The sequence below is a fragment of the Syntrophorhabdaceae bacterium genome (assembly GCA_036504895.1).
Classification (GTDB): Bacteria; Desulfobacterota; Syntrophorhabdia; order Syntrophorhabdales; family Syntrophorhabdaceae; genus PNOM01.
The window spans coordinates 82,786-102,806 of record DASXUJ010000134.1 but is presented as its reverse complement, the minus strand read 5'-3'; the positions used below and the strand labels follow the sequence as shown (position 1 = coordinate 102,806).

Annotated in this window: 17 protein-coding genes and 2 tRNA genes; 11 read left to right on the top strand and 8 right to left on the bottom strand. The window is 56.2% G+C overall.

Features of this window, described 5'->3' with window-relative positions; all coding sequences use genetic code 11:
* The first annotated feature begins 580 nt into the window (after nucleotides 1-580).
* The 8 genes from rpmH (at nucleotide 581) to VGJ94_19245 (ending at nucleotide 5,532) form a co-directional block, all read left to right on the top strand.
* Entirely contained in the window at nucleotides 581-715 is a 135-nt protein-coding gene (gene rpmH, locus VGJ94_19280) for a 50S ribosomal protein L34 (protein HEY3278763.1), read from the top strand.
* A 92-nt stretch (nucleotides 716-807) separates the two neighbouring features.
* Nucleotides 808-1,146, top strand: a complete 339-nt coding sequence (gene rnpA / locus VGJ94_19275) for a ribonuclease P protein component (GenBank protein ID HEY3278762.1) — start codon at nucleotides 808-810, stop codon at nucleotides 1,144-1,146.
* Complete coding sequence (gene yidD / locus VGJ94_19270; GenBank protein ID HEY3278761.1) at nucleotides 1,146-1,355, top strand: membrane protein insertion efficiency factor YidD; 210 nt, start codon at nucleotides 1,146-1,148, stop codon at nucleotides 1,353-1,355. Before rnpA ends, yidD begins: the two co-directional genes overlap by 1 nt.
* Nucleotides 1,356-1,367: 12 nt before the next feature.
* Nucleotides 1,368-2,963, top strand: a complete 1,596-nt coding sequence (yidC, locus tag VGJ94_19265) for a membrane protein insertase YidC (GenBank protein HEY3278760.1) — start codon at nucleotides 1,368-1,370, stop codon at nucleotides 2,961-2,963.
* Nucleotides 2,964-2,973: 10 nt separating this feature from the next.
* Entirely contained in the window at nucleotides 2,974-3,621 is a 648-nt protein-coding gene (jag, locus tag VGJ94_19260) for an RNA-binding cell elongation regulator Jag/EloR (GenBank protein HEY3278759.1), read from the top strand.
* A complete protein-coding gene (mnmE, locus tag VGJ94_19255; GenBank protein ID HEY3278758.1) occupies nucleotides 3,608-4,975 on the top strand; it encodes a tRNA uridine-5-carboxymethylaminomethyl(34) synthesis GTPase MnmE in 1,368 nt (455 codons plus the stop codon). The genes jag and mnmE overlap by 14 nt, the downstream gene beginning before the upstream one ends.
* A 400-nt stretch (nucleotides 4,976-5,375) precedes the next feature.
* Nucleotides 5,376-5,449, top strand: a tRNA-Lys gene (locus tag VGJ94_19250).
* 8 nt (nucleotides 5,450-5,457) lie between these two features.
* A tRNA-Glu gene (locus VGJ94_19245) sits at nucleotides 5,458-5,532 on the top strand.
* Nucleotides 5,533-6,274: 742 nt separating this feature from the next.
* Here the strand turns inward: VGJ94_19245 and VGJ94_19240 are convergent.
* Both VGJ94_19240 and VGJ94_19235 read right to left on the bottom strand, forming a co-directional pair.
* A complete protein-coding gene (locus VGJ94_19240) occupies nucleotides 6,275-6,880 on the bottom strand; it encodes a DUF3618 domain-containing protein (protein HEY3278757.1) in 606 nt (201 codons plus the stop codon).
* 21 nt (nucleotides 6,881-6,901) lie between these two features.
* Nucleotides 6,902-7,291 carry a phage holin family protein gene (locus VGJ94_19235; GenBank protein HEY3278756.1) on the bottom strand — a complete coding sequence of 130 codons (390 nt, stop codon included), beginning with the start codon at nucleotides 7,289-7,291 and terminating at the stop codon, nucleotides 6,902-6,904.
* Between the two features lie 402 nt (nucleotides 7,292-7,693).
* On the opposite strand from VGJ94_19235, the gene VGJ94_19230 reads away from it, so the two are divergent.
* On the top strand, nucleotides 7,694-8,074 hold the full coding sequence (locus tag VGJ94_19230) for a response regulator (protein HEY3278755.1): 381 nt from the start codon (nucleotides 7,694-7,696) through the stop codon (nucleotides 8,072-8,074).
* Between the two features lie 10 nt (nucleotides 8,075-8,084).
* Here VGJ94_19230 and VGJ94_19225 read toward each other — a convergent pair whose 3' ends face one another.
* The 4 genes from VGJ94_19225 to VGJ94_19210 all read right to left on the bottom strand — a co-directional run bounded on the left by VGJ94_19225 (nucleotide 8,085) and on the right by VGJ94_19210 (nucleotide 14,406).
* Nucleotides 8,085-11,054, bottom strand: a complete 2,970-nt coding sequence (locus VGJ94_19225; protein HEY3278754.1) for a PAS domain S-box protein — start codon at nucleotides 11,052-11,054, stop codon at nucleotides 8,085-8,087.
* Nucleotides 11,029-11,436 carry a circadian clock KaiB family protein gene (locus VGJ94_19220; protein ID HEY3278753.1) on the bottom strand — a complete coding sequence of 136 codons (408 nt, stop codon included), beginning with the start codon at nucleotides 11,434-11,436 and terminating at the stop codon, nucleotides 11,029-11,031. The genes VGJ94_19225 and VGJ94_19220 overlap by 26 nt, the downstream gene beginning before the upstream one ends.
* Before the next feature lie 141 nt (nucleotides 11,437-11,577).
* A complete protein-coding gene (kaiC, locus tag VGJ94_19215; GenBank protein ID HEY3278752.1) occupies nucleotides 11,578-13,029 on the bottom strand; it encodes a circadian clock protein KaiC in 1,452 nt (483 codons plus the stop codon).
* 165 nt (nucleotides 13,030-13,194) lie between these two features.
* Nucleotides 13,195-14,406, bottom strand: a complete 1,212-nt coding sequence (locus VGJ94_19210; GenBank protein HEY3278751.1) for a response regulator — start codon at nucleotides 14,404-14,406, stop codon at nucleotides 13,195-13,197.
* Between the two features lie 230 nt (nucleotides 14,407-14,636).
* On the opposite strand from VGJ94_19210, the gene VGJ94_19205 reads away from it, so the two are divergent.
* On the top strand, nucleotides 14,637-17,282 hold the full coding sequence (locus VGJ94_19205) for a hypothetical protein (protein HEY3278750.1): 2,646 nt from the start codon (nucleotides 14,637-14,639) through the stop codon (nucleotides 17,280-17,282).
* 99 nt (nucleotides 17,283-17,381) lie between these two features.
* Here the strand turns inward: VGJ94_19205 and msrA are convergent, their stop codons facing one another.
* Nucleotides 17,382-18,014, bottom strand: a complete 633-nt coding sequence (gene msrA / locus VGJ94_19200; GenBank protein ID HEY3278749.1) for a peptide-methionine (S)-S-oxide reductase MsrA — start codon at nucleotides 18,012-18,014, stop codon at nucleotides 17,382-17,384.
* A gap of 184 nt (nucleotides 18,015-18,198) precedes the next feature.
* Here msrA and VGJ94_19195 point away from each other — a divergent pair, with 184 nt between their 5' ends.
* Nucleotides 18,199-19,263 (top strand): potassium channel family protein, encoded by a 1,065-nt coding sequence (locus tag VGJ94_19195; protein ID HEY3278748.1) that lies wholly within the window; start codon nucleotides 18,199-18,201, stop codon nucleotides 19,261-19,263.
* Between the two features lie 12 nt (nucleotides 19,264-19,275).
* Here the strand turns inward: VGJ94_19195 and VGJ94_19190 are convergent, their stop codons facing one another.
* The gene (locus tag VGJ94_19190) at nucleotides 19,276-19,716 is read right to left on the bottom strand and encodes a nuclear transport factor 2 family protein (protein ID HEY3278747.1); all 441 of its coding nucleotides are present in this window, start codon (nucleotides 19,714-19,716) and stop codon (nucleotides 19,276-19,278) included.
* Nucleotides 19,717-20,021: the final 305 nt, after the last annotated feature.

Here is a 20,021-nt window from a genome sequence, read left to right as displayed (position 1 = left end):
TCCCCCCTTGCTTGGACCCGGGGGGTACTACCTCGCCCCTTTTTCCGCTGAGTTTTCTTCGCTACCCTGCGCTTAACGCACCAGGATAAACCACCAACACCCCTCCTTGGAGTTTAATTTGGATAACAAGGGCACGCTCCGGCGGCTTTGCTGCCGGAGCAAGTCAGAACCCGCCCTAGGGGGATAGGGAACACAACCTTTAGTAACACAGGCACACGAGCCTCCTCGACCGCGTTATATATGGTTATAGTGTGAACCCTGAGCTACTCCATAATGGTGGTCAATGCGAGCTCCCTCCTTGAACGCCCAAGGCCCCAATCCCTGCCGCGGCCGCCGAGTCCCCTCCGTTCTCCCGGCTTCCCCAGCGCGTGTAGCTCGCACCGCGAGCGAGAGGGGGAGGCTCCATGGGCTTTGCCCGTGGAGGGGGCGACGTGAGTCCCTCTGCACAATAGCGCGACGTGAGCCCCCATGCATAGTAGCGAGTCCCATGCACAGTACCAGCAACTCCCCCTTAATTCTGTTGACTTTACACGATATTCTGTGGTTAAGTGTTATCTTCAAATTATATTGGGGTGATTAAATGAAAAGAACCTTCCAACCTCACAACAAGAGCAGAAAGAGAACCCATGGTTTTCTTGTACGAATGAGAACGGCTTCAGGACGGGACGTGATCAGGAGAAGAAGGGCAAAGGGACGGAAAACGCTTTCGGCTTAACGCGGTTTTATACGTGCAGTGGGTAGTCCGGTGTCCCGAATTTTACCGCAGTTTATCCTTCATATGTAGGCCGGCGAGCCCATCCTCTTGACATGGCTTACACTCTCACAAAAAATGAGATATTGAAAAAGGGGGATTTTCGGGGTATAAAATGGGTGAAACGAGGCGAAACAACCCATTTCCTCCTTTTGGGAAAGAAGAATAAGGACCTGACGCGAAGGATCGCTATAGGTGTGCGCAAGAAGACAGGGTGCGCGGTCGTCAGGAACAGGATAAAGCGGCTGATACGGGAGTACTTCAGGCTTCACAAGGGGCTTTTCACGGAAGCTGCCGACAGCCTCATTAAAGTGAAGACAATGCCGCCCAAATTAAAATGGAAAGAGACGAGCGAAGAGCTCCGGCAACTATTATCGAACCCGAAAATTCTATAGTGAAAAAAGTATTCGTGGGTATGCTCGACGTATACGGATTCACTATTTCTCCATTCGTCCCCACCCAATGCAGATTTTATCCCACCTGTTCCTGCTATATGAAGGAAGCCATAGAGAAGAAAGGCGTGGCGAGGGGTATCTTCCTCGGCATAAAGCGGCTTCTCAGATGCAACCCCTTTTGTTCCGGCGGGTATGACCCGGTCAAATAACGGAGGTAATTGATGGACAAGAGAACCATGGTAGCGCTCGGATTGACCATAGTATTGATATTCTTCTTCCAGATGTATTTCACCCCCAAACCGGCGACGCAAGCCCCCCAGGCAACCCAGGCAACAGGGGAAGCGGCGAAGACGGAAGCCGCAAAGACCCCGGGCACGACGCCCAAGGCGAGCCTCCCTGGCGGACCTTCCGCCCCGGCCCAAAAGGCCGAGCAGAAAGCGACCCGGGAAATTACGGTGGAGACCGCGAAGCTGAAAGTCACCCTCACGGACCTGGGCGGCGCCATTTCGAGCGTAAAACTCAAAAACTATAAAGAAAAGGTGAACAAGCCGGACAGCAAGGAGATGATCGAGGACGTGAAGCCCTACGTCTATATCCCGAAGGTCTTTGCAGCCGTAACCGGCGATACGGGAAGCGACAGGACTCTCTTCACATCCAACCGGGATAAGATCGTGCTTACCGATAAGCCCGAGACTCTTGTCATGTCCGGGACCCTCACCGACGGGCGGGCGGTGAAGAAGACTTACACGTTTCAACCCGACGGGTACACGATCGATCTGAAAGTCGCGGTTGCCGGCGCCGATGCGATCAAACCGGCCATGGATTTTGCCATGGTGACGGGCAAGAACGAATCCTCCTATACCTTCAAGGGCCCTTTCTACCTTGCGGGCAATAAATTCGAACAGGTGGACAGTGTCGAAAAGAATGTGGACCTCGACAAGGCGTACAGGTATGTCGGACTGGACGACGGCTTTTTCGCCTTCATCTGGATTCCCGATGCCGGCTCTCAGACGCCCGCTACGCTGGTAAAGGGAGAGAACGCCATTCCCGTGATACGCCTTAGCCTTCCGGGCGGCTCCGCCTCGGGGAGGATGTATTTTGGGCCGAAGAACACGGAAATCCTGAAAGGCCTCAACGTGGGCGCCGAGAAGATCGTCGACTTCGGCTGGTTCGATATCATCGCGAAACCGATGATCATAGGAATGAACTATTGCAACAAGCTGACCCACAACTACGGCATCGACATCATACTCCTGACGATCCTTATAAAGCTGATTTTCTATCCCTTGAGCGTGAAGAGCTACAAGTCCATGAAGGAGATGCAGAAGACCCAGCCCATACTCGCCAAGCTCAAAGAAAAATACAAGGACGACAAGGCAAAGCTCAATCAGGAGATCATGGGCCTTTACAAGCAAAAGGGCATAAACCCCATGGGAGGCTGCCTCCCCATGGTGATCCAGATCCCCGTCTTCTTTGCCCTCTATAAGGCGCTCTCCGCTGCCATCGAGCTGCGTCATGCCCCTTTCATGCTCTGGATCAACGACCTTTCGTCTCCGGAAGACCTCTATACCCTCCACGTCGCCGGGTTCGACCTGCCTTTGAGGGTCCTGCCCCTCGTCATGGGCGTTACCCAGGTGATCCAGCAGCAGATGACCCCCACGAGCGTCGATCCCATGCAACAGAAAATAATGCTTGCCATGCCGATAGTCTTTACTTTCATCTTCTGGGGCTTCCCGTCAGGGCTCGTTCTTTACTGGCTGGTGAATAACGTCATCTCCATCGCCCAGCAGTACTACATCAATAAGAAGGTCTCCTAAAGGAGGTACCATGGATTTCGTTGAGGTTGAAGGGAAAACGTACGAGGAGGCCATCAGGAAAGCCTCCGCCGAACTGAATGCGGAGGAAAAGGATCTCGACGTGGAAGTGAAGGAGGTCGATACCAAAGGCATTCTCGGTCTCCTCGGCAGCAAGAAAGTGCGTATCATCGCGAGGCTGCGGGAAAAAGAGACGACGCCCGAGGAGTACGGCCGGCAGTTTCTTCAGGACCTGGCTACCCTCGTGGGACTCTCCTTCGAGACCAAGATCTCCCAATACGAAGACAGGATTATATTCCTCATCCAATCCGACAACGGCGATGTGCTGATCGGAAAGGACGGAGAGGCCCTGGAGGCGCTCCAGCACGTGCTGCGCCTCGCCATTGCAAAACGTTACAAACAGGGATTGAAGGTCCTTGTCGATATCAACGGGTACAGGGAAAAAAGAAAGAAGGCCCTCACCCTCATGGCCAAGAGAATGGCGGACAAGGCGAGAAGGACGGGCAAGCGGTTCAAGACGGACCCGCTCAACCCTTACGAGCGCAGGATCGTCCACTCCCTCTTCAAGCATAATAAGAATATTACGACGAAAAGCGAGGGCGAAGGCCACATTAAGAAGGTGGTCATCTCACCCGCCGGCCTGGCGAATGGAAATCAATGACACCATCTGTGCCGTTTCGACCCCTCCGGGAGAGGGCGGGATCGGCATATTGCGGCTGAGCGGGCCCCTGGCCCACTTCATATTAAGGAAAATATTCAAGACATCTAAAGGCGGCGGGACGTTCGAGTCTCACCGCCTTTATCTCGGCTCCATCATCGACCCTGACAATTTGGCTATTGTGGATCAGGCATATGCGGTCTTCATGAGCGGGCCCCGCACCTATACGCGGGAAGACGTGGGGGAGGTCTTTTCCCACGGTGGTTTCGCCGTTCAGCGCAAGATACTCTCCCTTATGATCGCGGCAGGCGCGCGGCTCGCGGAACCCGGAGAATTTACGAGAAGGGCATTCTTAAGCGGGAGGATCGATCTTGCCCAGGCGGAATCGGTGCTCGACGTGATCGAGAGCGAAACGGACGAAGAGCTCCGCTATGCCGTCGGGAACCTGAGAGGGGCGCTTTCCGGGCGGATCGGGATGGTGAAAGAGAAGCTCACGAACGCACTCGTGGAGACGGAAGCGCTCATAGATTTTCCCGAGGAAGACGTGGATGTGGACGAAGAGGGGATCGGGACGTATATGGAAGAGGCGCGGGAGGCATTAAAATCCCTCGTCGACTCTTATCATGAAGGAAACGCAGTGAGGCACGGGATGGAAGTCCTCATCGCAGGTCGCACCAATGTGGGTAAATCGAGCCTTTTAAACGCCCTCATCGCTCGTCAGAGGGCGATCGTTACGCCCATCCCGGGCACCACGAGGGATCTCATCGAAGATATGATCCATATAAAAGGCATTAAGGTGAGATTGGTCGACACGGCGGGGATCGGCCTTGCAAGGGATGAGGTCGAGGAAGAGGGCATGGAGCGGGTCAGGCGGAGGATACCGGAAGCGGACCTCGTCCTGTGGGTCCTCGACGGCTCCCGCCCGTACTCTCCTGAAGATGAAGAGGTGTACCGGACCATAGGTCGGAGGCCTTCCCTTGCGGTGGTGAATAAACTCGATCTCCCCCCCGTCCTCGATCAGGAGATCCTCAGGGAAAAGGGCGTCGATCCTATCTATATCTCGGCTCTTCAGGAACAGGGCACGGAGGAGGTGAAACAGGCGGTTTACACGCGGCTCATGGGGAGCTCCCGGCGCGGTAATAACGTGCTGGTCACAAACATCCGCCACCGTACCGGCCTTGCAAGGGCCTTGGAGGCGGTAGACAGGGCGATAGGGTCGCATAAGGGGGAGAGTCCAAAAGAATTCACTGCCTTCGATCTCCGGGAAGCCATAAACCTCCTGGGCGAGATCACGGGAGAGGCGTGGACCGACGATATCCTCCATGAGATATTCAGCCGCTTCTGCATCGGTAAATAACCCCCTTTTGTCCTCAAAAGTGGTGATCGGGTTATCCACAAAATTTGTGGAAAATCTGTGGACAAGTTGTAGAAGCACCCCCTCAACTCATGGATATCATTTGGTTTCGCTCTGACTGCCCAAGGGAGAGGCAGATTGAAAAATGTAATGATAATGACTACTTGCAGTTTCAGCGGTCCCCCGGAAATACCCGCCTCCCCCAACTTTACCGCCTCCTGTTTCGCCTCAATTATCAACAGGTTATGATCCGCCCTTTTTTTGGCCTCTCCTTACCCCTGTACTTACACGGAGTTGCGAAGGCCGTGGGCCGCCCTCCCCGAATGTGAATTATTCCTATTGGAATCCCAAGGCTTATTAAGCTTGACAATAGGGCAACTTTTTTATATCCTTATAGACTTCGGGGCCGTTAACTCAGGTCGGTAGAGTATCTGCCTTTTAAGCAGAGAGTCGCAAGTTCAAGTCTTGCACGGCCCATAAAAAACGTCCCTATCGTCTAGCCTGGCCTAGGACATCGGCCTTTCACGCCGACAACGGGGGTTCGAATCCCCCTGGGGACGCTCTTTTCAGAGCCGGTCCGGCAAAGAGACTCGCAGTCCCACACCCGCCTTTCCGCCATCTCCGGCAGTGACTCAATCGCGAAATCCTCAACGTAGCTTCCGCTACGCCGCTTTCAGGCGCCTACTTCTGGTTCCGGTTTCACTCAATCGTCCCAACCGAATCTGACGCAAATCCGGGCGCGGCCCTTTTTGCGACTCTCTTTGCCGGACCGGCTCTTGATCCAATATTCGGAGGAGCATAATAATACAGATTGCAACCACACAAAATGCTCTCTTTTTGTCCGGCATTTTGGGCACATTATTCTGATCGGCACAAGTCTCGCAGTCCCACACCCGCCTTTCCGCCATCTCCGGCGGTGACTCAATCGCGAAATCCTCAACGTAGCTTCCGTTACGCCGCCTAGAGCGCCTACTTCTGGCTCCGGTTTCACTCAATCGCCCCCACCGAATCTGACGCAAATCCGGGCGCGCTCCTTTTGCGACTCTTCTTACCGGACCGGCTCTTGATCCAATAGTTTCCTTTTCTTCAATGATTCTTCAAAAAGATCACAGGACCTGCTCAAGAAAATATGCGATATGAAAGCAGTTAAAGAGGATCGCGATCCTCTTTTCGATAAAAGCTAACCGGGACCGACAATACGGGTGATGAGTGATGCCGGTGAATGAGGATTATCTGATTAGTTTCATTAAAGCCTGGCTCCTTAGCTTCAGGCAGCCCGATCCATCGCAGCACCGGTTCCCGTTATATCGTCGGGTTCTTTGTCTGCCGGACTCCGTACTTCTCGCGCTTTTCGCCAATCATCGCTCCGCGGGATTTGAGCGTCATAATACCGGTCATCACGCCGAGAAGAAATTTGAGACCACCGGAAGTGCGGAGGTTTTGCACGATTCCTTTCGTGAGATGGCTCTTCAGCTCTCCCCCTCTTGGCTTCACGTTGGCGGCGGTATTTCCCCCGCGGCTGCTCTGCCCTCGCATGAACTCTGTAGAGTCGCCAAATGTTTCGGCCACTTCACTGCTTTGACGACGACGGTTATGCCTGCGGCGTGCCAGGAGCCATAGTAATCCCCCTGCGCCCGCGCCCGCAGCGGCATACCAGGCAGGATGGTCCTTGAGATTGCGCTCGACCCTTCCGCCCCACTTACGTGCATGAGCCACGGTCGTTTCGATCACTTCTATTGTTTTCTTAATCGTGGCTTCTTTCACCCTCTCCTTCACGTAGCGGGGTGAAATTCTTTCCTTTATCTCCTCTATCGTATCTCCCATTGAATCGCGGGTCAGCTCGATATCCCTCTTGATCTGCCCCGGCCGCTTATCGCTTGCATCGTTAAACTGTCTTTGCTTTTCCATCCCGTCCTCCTGGTCTCATTATCAAATCTTTGCCTTCACCCAGTCTTTATCTTCCTTTATAGATTCAATCGTCTTTTCCGGCCTGAACGTACGGGCTTTCAGATCCTTGATCCCTTTTTTCACCAGGACATATCCGGCACAAGATACCACAAGGCCTACAATGATCGCCGAAAGCCAGACAGGCACGACCTCCGAAAGACCCACTACCGCGGCCGCGAGAAACACGTAAAAAGCCGCATAAAGGACAAAACCTCCCACCACCAGGAAGATTACATCTTTTATTGCGTGCGGGATCGCTTCTTTCGCTTCGGCCTTCGCCAGTGAAATTTCCTGTCGGAATATGGTGGTCAACCCCGAAGCGAGCTCGCTAAAGAGCTCTCCTAACGACTTATCTCCTTTTTCTCCCTGCATTATGGCACCTCCCTATAGCCGACCCAGCCGAACCAATTTTGACGGTTCGGCAACTTGATCGGCAAATACACGCAATAGTCTGATCTCGGCTTCTTCCCGTAGCCTCGCCGCGAGTTCTCCCGATCTTCACTGAGAATCTGGCTATGACATTAACTAATGTCAAGTCACTACCGAATTCCCGTCCCATCCCCGTTCAGGGTGACAGTTGTTCCTCTGCCACATGCCTGAGCGATTAGGCTCCCCCGCATAGCGGCACAGGGAGCTGCCCTTGACACGATACAAGGTCGCGGCAAATCCGACCTCGGTTGCCCCGGGGACATATGGGGGATGGAGTGAGCCAGGGCGATAAACTTCATGCCCGGTCATTGCACGGGGGTCGGACAGGTCTTATATTGATTAAATATGACAAGAGTGCGTGCGAAATACAGGGTCCTGGTCGTCGATGACGACGAGGTGGTATCGAAAATGGTGGGCCAGATGCTTCGCCGCATGGGCTACCTGGCGGTGGTCTGCGTGAGGCCCGAAGACGGGCTCAAGCTTTTTTCCAAAGCGCCGGAACGGTTCGATGCCGTGGTGGTGGATGAGATAATGCCCGGTTTGAAGGGGACCCAGCTCACCAAGCAGCTCCTCAGGATAAAGGACGACATCCCCATAGTGCTGATGACGGGACACGGCAATATGATCTCCCTCGAGGAGGTCCGTGGGAGCGGCGTACGGGCCACGCTCATCAAGCCGATCGTCAAAGAATATCTGAAACAGGCACTCCAGGGGCTATTGAAATAGAACGCCGCTTTTAACCCGTTCCCTCTTCCCCGTCTGCGTCAAGCACTGTCCTGACCGCGGCTGCCATCTCCCGTCTTGAAAGGGGTTTCATCAGGAACCGGCTTATCCCCGCTTTTTTGAGGGTATCGGAATTGATGCTCTCGTTATTCCCGGTACAGAGTATGATAGGAAGGTCGGAACGCACCTTCCGCAGCTCCCGGGCGAGACGGAGGCCTGTAATGCCGGGCATGGTCTGGTCGGTGATGATAAGGTCGAACCGAAGGGGGTCCTGTGAAAAGACTTGAAGGGCTTCGATGCTGTCGGTCGTGGCGGTGACAATATAACCGAGCCTTTCGAGCATCGTCTTTCCCAGCTCCATTATTATCTCCTCATCATCAATAAAAAGGATGTGCTCTTTCCCGCCGGCTATGGCCTCCGCGGCAGCGGGCTCCGATACCTCATCCGCGTATATTTTCGGAATGAGAACCCGGAAGGTGGAGCCTTCTCCGGGCTTGCTCTCCACAGTTATGTCGCCTTTGAAACTTTTTACGATACCATAGACAACTGCGAGACCCATGCCCGTTCCCTGTCCTGATCCTTTGGTGGTAAAGAAAGGCTCGAATATCCTTTTCATGACTCCGGCCGTCATTCCGTCACCCGTGTCTTTTATCGCGAGCTGAATATAAGGGCCTGCCACGAGGGCCATATCGTCACGATCCTCTTTCAAATCGACGTCCGAAAGGGCGATGGTCAATCTGCCGCCTCTTTCCCGCATGGCATAGGCTGCATTGGTGCAGAGGTTCATGATTATCTGCTGCATTCCGGTGGGGTCCGCAAGGATCATATCCGATGCGGCGGCAGTGTCCACGTGGATCTCGATGGTGGTGGGGATCGATGCACGGAGCAGTTTGGCCGTCTCTTTTACGAGGGGGGTCAGGGGGAGAGGTTTCACCGTATACTCTGTCTTACGGCTGAAAGTAAGCATCTGCCTGATCAGATCCCGCGCCCTGAAAGAGGATTTCAGGATATATTGGAGGTTTTTTTCGAGGGTCGAGCCTTGGGGCGCATCTTCCAGGGACATCTCCGCAAAACCGAGGACCGCGGCAAGGATATTGTTGAAATCATGGGCGATGCCACCCGCGAGGGTGCCTAAAGCTTCCATCTTCTGAGACTGGCGGAGCTGGACCTCCATTCGTTTCCGCTCATCCGTCTCCACCCGGAGCGTTTCATACGCCGCTTCGAGCTCGGCGGTCCGCTCCTGAACGCGGAACTCCAGCTCATCACGGGACTTGCGTACGACCTCTTCGGCCCGCTTGCGCTCGGTGATGTCGGTCATGGCCAGAAGGATCACCTTTTCGCCCCTCAGGGTCATGACCTGGGCCGATACCTGGGCAATAAAGGTCCCGCCCGCTTTGTTGATGAACTCCTGCTCCCACCCATGGATGGCGCCCTTCTCATGCATCACCCGGATGAACCGCTCCATGTCCGCGCGGTCCGGCCAGAGGCCCATCTGCCTGGCCGAGCGGCCTATCGCCTCCTCCCGCCTCATGCCGTGGAGAGCGAGCCAGGTGTCGTTCGCTTCGAGAATGAGTCCATCTTCGAGACGGTTCATGGCGATGGCGACCGGGTTATTGGAAAAAGAGCGGGCGAATTTTTCCTCGCTCTCCCGCAGGGCCTGCTCGATCCGTTTTCGCTCCGTAATATCGCGCATGATGACAAAGGAGCGGGGCGGGCTGCCGGGGAGGATGACCGAATCTACCTCGGCGATAATCTTTTGGCCGCCTTTCTTGATAAAATTGAGCTCCGCCCTGATCACGCGGCCCGTGCGCTGCCGCTCCTTCAAGCGGTCCGCGAACCGGGGATCATCGGGGTCGACGAGGCTTTTCCTGCCCGCCCGGCGCAGCTCCGCTTCCGTCATGCCGAACATGGCGCATGCCGCGGGATTCGCGGCTATGACGCCTCCATCGGGAGAGGTAAGAAAGACCGCGTCGGGGCTCGTCTCGAAGAGGAGCCGGAACATGGATTCACTCTTTTTCCTGACCTCCTCCGCCAGCCTGCGTTCCGTGATGTCGCGAAAGACGAGTACCACGCCCGTGGTATTGCCCTCTTTATCCCTGATAGGCGCGCCGCTGTGGTCGATTATTGCTTCCGATCCGTCTTTTTTTATCAGGATGGAATGATTTGCTCGAGCAGCCATCTCCTCCCCCTTGAGAAGGCTCGCGAAGGGATCAGGGACCTTGTGACGGCCTTCCTCGCTGATCACGCGGAAGACGCCCCTCACGGGTGTGGCCGCGGCTTCCTTGAGGGTCCAGCCCGTTGAGGCCTCCGCCACCCTGTTCAAGAAAGTGATCTTCCCTTTCCCGTCGGTGGCGATCACCCCGTCGCCGATGCTCGCAAGCGTGGCGGCCCAGCGCTCTTCGCCTTCCTGCAATTCCGCGGTCCGTTCCTTCACCCGCGACTCCAGCTCCTCGTTTGCCTTCTTTAAAAGGTCCTGGGCCTGTTTAAGGCTTGTCAGGTCCGTAACCACCATGCAAAAGGTGTTTATCTCCGGTGTCAGGGGTGTGACGGAGAAATAGACGGGCATTTTCTGCTTCTTCGAGACGGTCAGAAGCGTCTCGCCCTTACAGCCCTCGAGGCCGCATTCTTGCGCCAGGTGCTCGAGCCAGCCCCTGTCGGAGGGGGTAAGAAAGTCTAAAAAGGAAGCGCCGATGATCTTGTTGAGGGGCCTCTTGATCATTTCGGCGAACCTGGTGTTGCAATGGAGGATCGTCCCGTCGGGGGACAAGGTCACCGCCCCCTCGTTCATCGATTCCACGAAGACCCGGTAAGGCCGGTCAGCGCCCTCGATGGTGTAGGTTTGCAGGCCTTCGGGTCCCTCGAGCACGAGGGCGTCCACTTCACGATGCCGGATCGCCCGGATGGTCTCCTCGGCCTCGGCGAGGCGCACCTTCAAATCCTCTATCTCGGCTTTCAAATCATGATCCTTTCGGTTCCCTTTCATCCTTCCCTTCTTTTGTGCTGACCCCTGTTTTTGCTTTCGAAGAGAGATCCTCCCTCTTCGGCACGAGATCGAGCCCCACCAGGATACGCTCCTCGTCTGCCATGCTGCCGATAAAACGGCGCAGCGGCACGGGCAGCTCCTTTACGAGGGTCGGCACCGCGATGATCTGCCGCCCCTTGGCGAGCACGGGCTGCTGGTAAATATCTATGACCTGGAGCTCATAAAGTCCCTTGAGGTGCTCTTCGCATATCTTTTTTATGTGGGCGATCGCCTCCGATGATTTCCGGCTGGCCCCTGCCACGTACAGGCGGAGGACGTATTTCTTTCGGGGCGCTTCCTTGAGTGCTTTTTCAAAATCTTCTGTCCTACTCACTTTTTTCATATCTGTCTCCTAAGCCCGGGCAGCACGAATGTCGAGTCCCACGAGCACCCTTTCAGTGTTCGAAAAACCCAGATCATCGTTCCTGGGGGGCGGAGGTAGGCGCCTGACGAGGCAGCCATGTCCATTACCTTTTCACCTCTCTCATTTCTTCTCCTGCGATCCCGCGACTCTCTCTTCGATAAGAAATCCCTTATCCGTAAGCCGGAACTCCCGGACCTCGTTCGAATGGGCCATGCCTCTCGATTTTATGATCGATACCCCCCTGGTCCTCTCCGTCTCCCCCGGGATATCATTGAGGAGAATCCACGTATCCATGAGGGAAGAGACGCCCACGTTGGTCGCTTCGGTTGCCTCCCCGCCCGTGGTGAGGCTCGTGAGGAAGGCGGTGATCTCTTTTGATTTCATGAAGTCGATGAGACGGGTGAGGACGGACTTCACGTCGGCGGCGAGGCCTACCTCGATGAGGTTGGTGATGGGGTCCATGACCACTACCCGGGGATTGGAGGTGGAGATGAGCTTATGCATCTCGATGAGGTGCATCTCGAGACCGGTGAAGGTGGGCCGCTGCGATCTGATCTCGAGGAGCCCCTTCTTTACGCATGGGGCGAGGTTAATGCCCACGGAGGACATGTTCCTCACGATCTGGGCAGGAGACTCCTCGAAGGCAAAGTAGAGGGCTTTCTCCCCTCTTTTGCAGGCGGCTTCCACAAAGTGGGCGGCAAGGGTCGACTTTCCCGTGCCCGCGGTGCCCGATATGAGGATGCTGCTGCCCCGGAAAAAGCCCTTGCCCCCGAACATGGCATCGAGCTTTGGGACCCCGGTCGATATCCGTTCCGATGAGACGCTATGGTCGAGGCCCAGGGAGGTGACGGGGAGGATGGAGAGGCCATCCCGGTCGATGAGGAAGGGGTATTCATTGGTGCCGTGGGCAGACCCGCGGTACTTGGCGACCCGTAATCGCCGGGTCGAGATCTGTTCGTTTACCCGGTGGTCCAGGAGGATGACGCAGTCGGCCACGTACTCTTCGAGGCCGTGACGGGTAAACTGGTCTATTCCCCGCTCCGCGGTGACGAGGGCGGTCACCCCCTTTTCCTTTAAGAAGCGGAAGAGCCTCCGGAGCTCTGCCCGGAGGATCCCTTCATTCTTCAATCCTCCGAAGAGGACTTCCAGGGTGTCGAGGGCCACCCTTTTGGCCTTGACCGTATCGATGGCATAGCCTAAGCGGATGAAGAGCCCTTCGAGGTCGTATTCTCCCGTCTCTTCGATCTCGGAGCGTTCGATATAGACATAGTCTATGGCGAGCTTCTTCTTCTTTATGAGCCCCGGCAGATCGAACCCCAGGGAGCTTACGTTCTTTGACAGGTCCTGGGCGGTCTCCTCGAAGGCCATGAATACCCCCGGCTCATTATAGAGGGTCGCACCTTTTACGAGAAACTCGAGGGCAAGGAGCGTCTTGCCGGAGCCTGCCCCGCCTGCCACGAGAGTGGGCCTTCCTTTGGGTAGACCGCCACGGGTGATCTCGTCGAGGCCTGAGATTCCGGTAGGGCATTTCTCAAGGGAGGTGTGTGTGAGGCCGGCAAGGGAAGTTTTCATGGTGGTCTCCTCGTAGTGAGTTTAATCCGGTCATATCGAACCTTCATTAAAATCCTGGGGAAGATGAATACCCCTGTTGTCCGGAAAATATGAAATCAAAGTAATGCTATAATACATTATTACATTGCCCGGCAAGAGTCTCCAATTAATTCATCTCTTTTCCCTCTACCGGAGAGTGTCGGTTTTTGCCTTTCCTTTCCGTGGCGCGGCCACGGGGACCATCAAGGTAACCGTAGTTCCCTTTCCCGCCGCACCCCTAATTTGCAGGGTTCCTCCTATGGCGCCGGCCCGTTCGCCCATTCCCGTCAATCCGATCGACCGGGGTCCCATAATCTCTTTTCTGGTGATCCCCCTGCCATCGTCTTTCACTTCGAGCAGAAGGCCCTTTCCTATCTTTCGCGCCCTTATCAGCACATTTTTCGCATTCGCATGGCGTGCGATATTGGTAAGGGTTTCCTGAAAAATCCGCAGCACCTCCCCGCTGATCTTCCTTCCCGGCCAAAGGATCTTCGTCTCCACACGCACCTCGCAGGCAATCCCGGTCCGTTTTGCAAAATCCCCGGCCTCGGCCCGTATCGCCTCGATCAGGTCGAGCTCTGCGGGAATTGAGGGCCTGAGGGCCGAGGACATCCCCTGCACCGTGCGCGTGGCGTCATCGGCATATTTCGTAAGCTCACGCACCCTCTCGAAAGCAGGCTCATCGTCACGGGGCAATCTCTTTTCCAGCCATGCCGCGTCCATTTTGATCACGGTCAGGAGTTGTCCGAGCTTGTCATGGACCTCCCGCGAAAGCATTGCCCTCTCCTCTTCCCTGATCTTCTGCAGATGGTTCGTGAGAAAACGCAATCTCTCCTCGGACTTTGCAAGGGCCCTCGCCGCAGCCTTGCGCTCCCGTATTTCCTTGAGAAGAAGTCTGTTTGCCTCCGAAAGCTCGCCGGTCCGTTCCCTTACCCGCTGCTCCAGAAGGTCCTTTCCTTCTCTCAGCGCGTCCTCGCCTTCCTTCGTCCGCTCCATGGCGCGTACACGGGCCAATAATTCCTTATTTGAAATGGGTTTTGTGATATAGCCGTCCGCCCCGCAGTCGAGACCCTCTGCCTGATAGTCCGATGAAGTCATCACTCCCGAGGCGAGTAAGACGAGAGTGCTTTTCAGCTCGGGGTCCGACTTGATGGATTCGCACAGATCGGTCCCCGACCGGTCCGGAAGCACTACGTCCAGCAGGACAAGGTCTGGGCGAAAGGGTTTTACCGCCTTAAGGCATTCCTTCCCGGTCCGCGCCTCGAGGACCTCGTATCCTGCCCTTGTGAGGACTTTCGTATTGAGCTCGAGCACTTCCGGGTCGTCATCCACCACCAATATCCTGGTCTTTCTGTTCATCCTCTCCGCCCGCGCCGGGTTACGCGCTTTATCCCGGCTTTTGAAATATATCACAAATTTGCTGCCTCATAACTACAAGGGATTACCGTGCAAATCGTCTTAAATTGTGTACACAATATTACCACAGCCTCACATAATAATCAAAAGAGGCGGCTCCCGGCCGGGCAACGGCGTTAAGTCCTGGAGAAGCCTGCCGATAACAATTCAGGAATAATTCTTGGAGGGTGATTATGTCTTACTTCTCGACGCGTCACGGATGGGTATTAAGAGCCTTCGTCGTTGCATTCTTCTGTTATTTTCTCTCTCTATCCCCTGCGCCGGCCGGCGCGGCTCTTGGCACGCCCCAGCCGCAGGCGGTCTACGGCGGCTCCATTACCTGGATCAACGGGTACCCGTTAAGCGCTACGGTCACGAGGGTCTTCATTTCCACTTACAGCGCCAATACCATGTTTTATGCGGACGTGGACCACGGCTCGGGGACGCCTTCTTTCGGCGCCTTCCAGGTGGTGCCCGACCTCGATTATACCAAAGGCTTCGGGACCTCCGTGCAGAGGTTCGCGGTGGACCAGACGACGGGAAAAATCTTTTTTAACTCCAACGGGGCCCTTTACACGTGCACCGTCACCGCGGGATCCATCCAGCAGCTCGTCCCGTCGGGCGTCGGCGCCATAACTGCCTACGGCGGCAAGGTTTTCTGGCTGAAGGGAGATAAGCTCCACTTCGGCACCGTCTCTTCCGGCACGGAAGACGCGGGCAGCCCCGTAACCGTGACGGGTCTCGGAAACGGCCTTATCCGGCTCATGGTCAATAAATTCAACCACAAAGTCTATATCTTCAAAGGGGGCAACCCTCCCGCGATCTATGTCTCCTCAGGCGTCTACAACAGCCTTTCAGGATCGACCTTTGCCGCCTTGAGCGTGACCGCCCTGGGTACGGAATTGGAATACAACTCCTTCGGCATCGGCCCTGACGGCCGCGTCTTCGCCGCGGCGTCCAATCTCGCGGGAGATCCCCGCAAGTATATTGCCTATACCGATACGGAGGGCGAAAGCTGGACCACCTTCAATTCGGGTATGTGGGGGATAGTGGGCCCGAACGTGACGACTTCGGGGGATGCAGCTTCCTATACCGTCTATGTAGGGTCGGCAATGAGTACGAGCAAAGGTGAAAACGGCACCTGGCATACCATGCCCAATGGCGGTGCGTTCGATTCCCATGCCAACGACGGGGCGATTTATGCCGATCCCAACAGGACCGGCGTCGTATACCTTACCACCGACGCAGGCATAGGGGTGTCGATTAACTCCGGCGTCGACCTCCAGGACATCAACAATGGGGTCCTCGCCGTACAGATCGCCGACCTCGACATGAACGCCGCAAAGACGATCGCGTGGTCCGCCTCGAAATCGGGCGTGCGGCGCGTGGCCAATTACGGGACCCCATCGGAAGCGTGGTCGACCTCTTTCCCCATGTCGGACGGCTCTCCCTACTTTTCCATCGCCATGGACAAATCGGATGCCTCGGGAAACAGCGCGTATGCGGCAAACCTCCGGGTATACACGACCACCGATGGAGGCAGCTCGTGGAGCAGGATATTCGCCCTCGACAATGAACCGGGTTTCGATTTCGCGGCCAAGATCCCCGCTCTCGCCTTGTCGGCAAGCAATCCCGATCTCCTTTTCGTGGGAGCCAAAGCCCAGACCCCCAATATGAGGGGAGGCATATTTTACACTGCCAACGCAAAAGCAGGGTCTCCCGTATGGAGCAAGCTGGACACGGGGAGCGCCGATACGCAGGTGAGGGACCTCCTCATGGTGGAAGACGAGGATTCGATAAAGGTGTATGCGGCATGTGAATATACGGCCGCCGGGGGCGCGCCTTCCTACGGCGTCAAGACGGTCACCTACGCAAAAACCGGCGGCGCGGTGAGCTACAGCAACGATATGAACGGCCAATCGGGAACCATCACCACCTTCGGGGCCCTGAGCCTTGCAAAGAACACCTTGGGCGACATCTATGCGGCCGGCGTCGATAACACCGACGCCCCTAAAGTGTACGTGAAGAGTGCCGCCGGCTCCACGTGGCAGGCCCTCGTTTCTACGGGCCTTCCCGCCAAGGGCACGATCTCCGCGCTTACCATAGGGCAGGACGCACAGAGCAATGAGACACCTTTCGTTGCGATGGGCGATGATATCTATTACCTCAACGGGAGCGCGTGGAGCCTCGCCTACCGCTATCCGGCAGGGACGGAGATAAACGTGCTTTACTGGGATGACCTTCTGGTAGGCACCGGTGCCGGCCTTTTTGCCCAGTTCATGGACGCCGCTACCTGCACCTATACCCTCTCCAAGACCTCGAATGCCTTCAGAGCCGCAAAAGGCTCGGTCACCATCAGGGTAACCGGCACGGGGACCGGGTGTACCACGCCGCAGATCACGTCGAATGCGGACTGGGCGAGTGGCACGGCGCTCAATTTCAGGAATAACAGAGGCAACGTCAGGATCTCGGTCCTCGCGAATCCTTCGTCCCAGGCCCGTGCACCGGCAGCCACGATCACTATAGCGGGGCAGACCTTTACCGTTACCCAGGACGGGGCCATATGCAGCATGCGCGCCCTCAGCCCGCCATCCGTTCGTCGTGACAACCAGCCATTTGACGGATCTTTCACGGTAAGCACCACGCCCTCGGACTGCGAGTGGAGCGCCACGGCGGACGCGGCCGCTCCATGGGTAACGGTGGGCGCTATTGCGGGAAGCACGGTCGGCTACTCGATCCTCGGGAACAGTAGCTCTAGAACGAGGGTGGGGAAAATTCACGTGACCTTGTCACAGAATCCGGCAAAGAAAAAGATATTCACCATAAATCAACGCAAGTAGATTCCTCGTCCGAAGATTTTCCAAGGCAGGATCGGGACAACCTCCCTGATCCTGCCTTTTTTTCATAAATGTTCTTTAGAGGGAAAATAAGAAAGAAATCTAATGAGGCGGCTTGCCCCAGATTTCCTGAAGCCGATCGTCCCTGCCGCAGCTGAAGCGGTAGAATTTGTACCTCAGGGGGTTCTTCTTGTAGTAGTGCTGGTGGTACTCTTCCGCGGGATAAAATTCGGAGGCGGCGGTGATCTCCGTATAAATGGTCTTGCCTTTGAGCCTGGGGGACTCCTCGAGGGCCTTCTTCGATTCTTCCGCGACCTTCTTCTGCTCTTCGTTATGGGTGAAAATAGCGGTCCGGTACTGGCGGCCCATATCGCAGAACTGGCCGTCCTTCGTCAGGGGGTCTATGTTGTGCCAGAAGATTTCTACTAAGGTCAAATAGCTTGTTTTCGCGGGATCGAATACGATCTGGACCGATTCGGCGTGACCCGTGCCGCCTGCGGATACTTCTTCATAGGAAGGGTTCTTTTTTGTGCCTCCCGTGTAGCCGGGCGTCACCGATACTACCCCTTCCAGGTGGTCGAAAGGCGCCTCCATGCACCAGAAGCACCCGCCGGCAAAGGTAGCCTTCTCAAGGCGGGGGCTGCCGTTACCCGGGACGGCCTCTTTTGCCCCCACAGGTCCGGTTGCTACCAGGAGGGCGAGGGACAGGATAATACCCGTGACGTAAAGTTTCATAATGCAATATAAGTTTCCCCCCGGCGCCGCGTCAAGGAGGCGTACGCCCTCTCTTGACAAGAGATCCCGATTTCAATAGATTGTCAGAGGGTTTTCCGCCCTCAAGGAGGCTCTTATCGCCACGGTCATTGCATTTATAGGAGCAGGGATCGTCCTCTTCATACTCTGGGACGGCTTCGAGACAATGGTATTGCCGAGGCGGGTAACACGGAAGGTGCGGATCGCGCGCCTTTTTTACGGCACCACGTGGCGCTTCTGGTCCGGTATTATCTTCAGGTGCACGGGGCCGAGAAAAGTGGAGACCTATCTCGGCGTCTATGGGCCGCTGTCGCTCCTCATCCTTCTCAGTATCTGGGCCGGAGGCCTTATTGTCGGCTTCGGCCTCATCCACTGGGCTTACGCGGCTGCCTTTTCGCCGGGAAACAGCGCGACAGGCCTGGCAGTGAGCCTCTATTACAGCGGGACGACATTTTTTACCCTCGGCCTCGGGGACGTGACGCCCCATACGATGGTGGGCAGGTTTCTCAGTGTCGTGGAGTCGGGCCTCGGCTTTGGCTTTCTCGCCCTCATTATCAGTTATCTTCCGGTCTTGAATCAGTCCTTCGGGAGCCGCGAGACGAGCATCTCCATGCTCGACGCCCGCGCGGGCTCGCCGCCCACTGCGACTGAAATGCTCATGAGGCATGGACATAAGCGAGGCAGCGACGACCTGCGGAAACTCCTCCTGAATTGGGAGAGGTGGGCCGCGGAGCTTCTCGAGAGCCACCTCTCATATCCGGTGCTGGGCTATTTCAGGTCCCAGCATGAAAACCAATCATGGCTTTCCGCCCTCACCGCGGTCCTCGACATCAGCGCGTTGCTCATTTCATGCGATGAAGAGGATTGCAGAAACCAGGCGGGACTCACCTTTGCCATGGCCAGGCACACGGTGGTCGACCTTGCCATCGTCTTTAACCTCCCCCCCACGGTACCCGCACAGGACCGTATTACCCCCGAAGAGCTGGCGATACTTAAAGATAGCCTGATACATGAGGGATCTCCGGACGAAACAATAGATACGGGGGCCGGTTTTGAGAAAAAGCTGGGTGAGCTTCGGGACATGTACGAGCCCTACGTCCATTCCCTCTCCTATTATTTCTGTCTCCCTCTCCCGCCATGGGCAAGGCGCCATGAGCGCAAAGATAATTGGGAGGTGAGCGCCTGGCAGCAAGTCAATATGAAAAAGGAGCGGAAAGGCCGCCACTTTTGAAGATTGAAAGCCTTACCAGCCTTTTTCGCAGGACCTGACGGTCGGTGCGGCGGCGCCGCCGGGAAGGGAAAAGTGGGTCTGCATGATACACCATCTCTCCCCTCTTTGCTCCATGACCGCGGTGAGGCGGGCGGGGATTTTCGCGGTCTGGCACCCGAGATTTACCTCGGTCACGCACTGGGCGGCTATCCAGGCCACATTGCCTGACTGGGAGACCGAGGCCCAGGTAATCACCAGCTTCGCCTCATGGCCCTGGGAAAAATCGCGAAGAAGTCCTGCCCTAAGGCTCTCCCGGCCCGTAAACCGCTCGTCGGCCCCGGTCCCTATGGCAACGAGATCGTCATCGACCGTGTAATAGGAGAGGACCTCGTCCGTCTCCTGCCTCCTGTACGCATCCCAGGAATCTTTCAAGGTTTCAAGAACTGCCGCTTCGACTTCCGGACTCGCCTTCATAAGGCCTCCTTAGGGTAGGTGAGTATAGTCTAGCACAAGCCGGGACGGGGACGGAAGGGCTGGGTGCGGGGGAGCGGAAGGGCCGGGGGTGGTCCATCCCCGTGCACGCTCCGGGTAGAGAAAACTTGGCGCGGAAAAAGCGGCGAATGCTTCCCCCCCATCCCCCCTTACTTTGACACGGGGGGTACTACCTCGCCCCTTTTTCCGCTGAGTTCTTTTCGCTACCCTGCGCTTAACGCGCCGGGATGGACCACCCCCGACCCTTCCTTGGAGATAATTTGGATATAAAGGTTAAGAACCTGAAG

What these genes read in the sequence shown, in the direction of transcription:
- yidC (HEY3278760.1), top strand. Translation starts at nt 1,368, where the DNA reads ATGGACAAGAGAACCATGGTAGCGCTCGGATTGACCATAGTATTGATA.
- VGJ94_19240 (HEY3278757.1), bottom strand. Translation starts at nt 6,880, where the DNA reads ATGGAAAAGCAAAGACAGTTTAACGATGCAAGCGATAAGCGGCCGGGG.
- rpmH (HEY3278763.1), top strand. Translation starts at nt 581, where the DNA reads ATGAAAAGAACCTTCCAACCTCACAACAAGAGCAGAAAGAGAACCCAT.
- VGJ94_19190 (HEY3278747.1), bottom strand. Translation starts at nt 19,716, where the DNA reads ATGAAGGCGAGTCCGGAAGTCGAAGCGGCAGTTCTTGAAACCTTGAAA.
- jag (HEY3278759.1), top strand. Translation starts at nt 2,974, where the DNA reads ATGGATTTCGTTGAGGTTGAAGGGAAAACGTACGAGGAGGCCATCAGG.
- VGJ94_19205 (HEY3278750.1), top strand. Translation starts at nt 14,637, where the DNA reads ATGTCTTACTTCTCGACGCGTCACGGATGGGTATTAAGAGCCTTCGTC.
- VGJ94_19235 (HEY3278756.1), bottom strand. Translation starts at nt 7,291, where the DNA reads ATGCAGGGAGAAAAAGGAGATAAGTCGTTAGGAGAGCTCTTTAGCGAG.
- VGJ94_19225 (HEY3278754.1), bottom strand. Translation starts at nt 11,054, where the DNA reads ATGAAAGGGAACCGAAAGGATCATGATTTGAAAGCCGAGATAGAGGAT.
- msrA (HEY3278749.1), bottom strand. Translation starts at nt 18,014, where the DNA reads ATGAAACTTTACGTCACGGGTATTATCCTGTCCCTCGCCCTCCTGGTA.
- VGJ94_19195 (HEY3278748.1), top strand. Translation starts at nt 18,199, where the DNA reads ATGGTATTGCCGAGGCGGGTAACACGGAAGGTGCGGATCGCGCGCCTT.
- rnpA (HEY3278762.1), top strand. Translation starts at nt 808, where the DNA reads ATGGCTTACACTCTCACAAAAAATGAGATATTGAAAAAGGGGGATTTT.
- VGJ94_19230 (HEY3278755.1), top strand. Translation starts at nt 7,694, where the DNA reads ATGACAAGAGTGCGTGCGAAATACAGGGTCCTGGTCGTCGATGACGAC.
- kaiC (HEY3278752.1), bottom strand. Translation starts at nt 13,029, where the DNA reads ATGAAAACTTCCCTTGCCGGCCTCACACACACCTCCCTTGAGAAATGC.
- mnmE (HEY3278758.1), top strand. Translation starts at nt 3,608, where the DNA reads ATGGAAATCAATGACACCATCTGTGCCGTTTCGACCCCTCCGGGAGAG.
- VGJ94_19220 (HEY3278753.1), bottom strand. Translation starts at nt 11,436, where the DNA reads ATGAAAAAAGTGAGTAGGACAGAAGATTTTGAAAAAGCACTCAAGGAA.
- VGJ94_19210 (HEY3278751.1), bottom strand. Translation starts at nt 14,406, where the DNA reads ATGAACAGAAAGACCAGGATATTGGTGGTGGATGACGACCCGGAAGTG.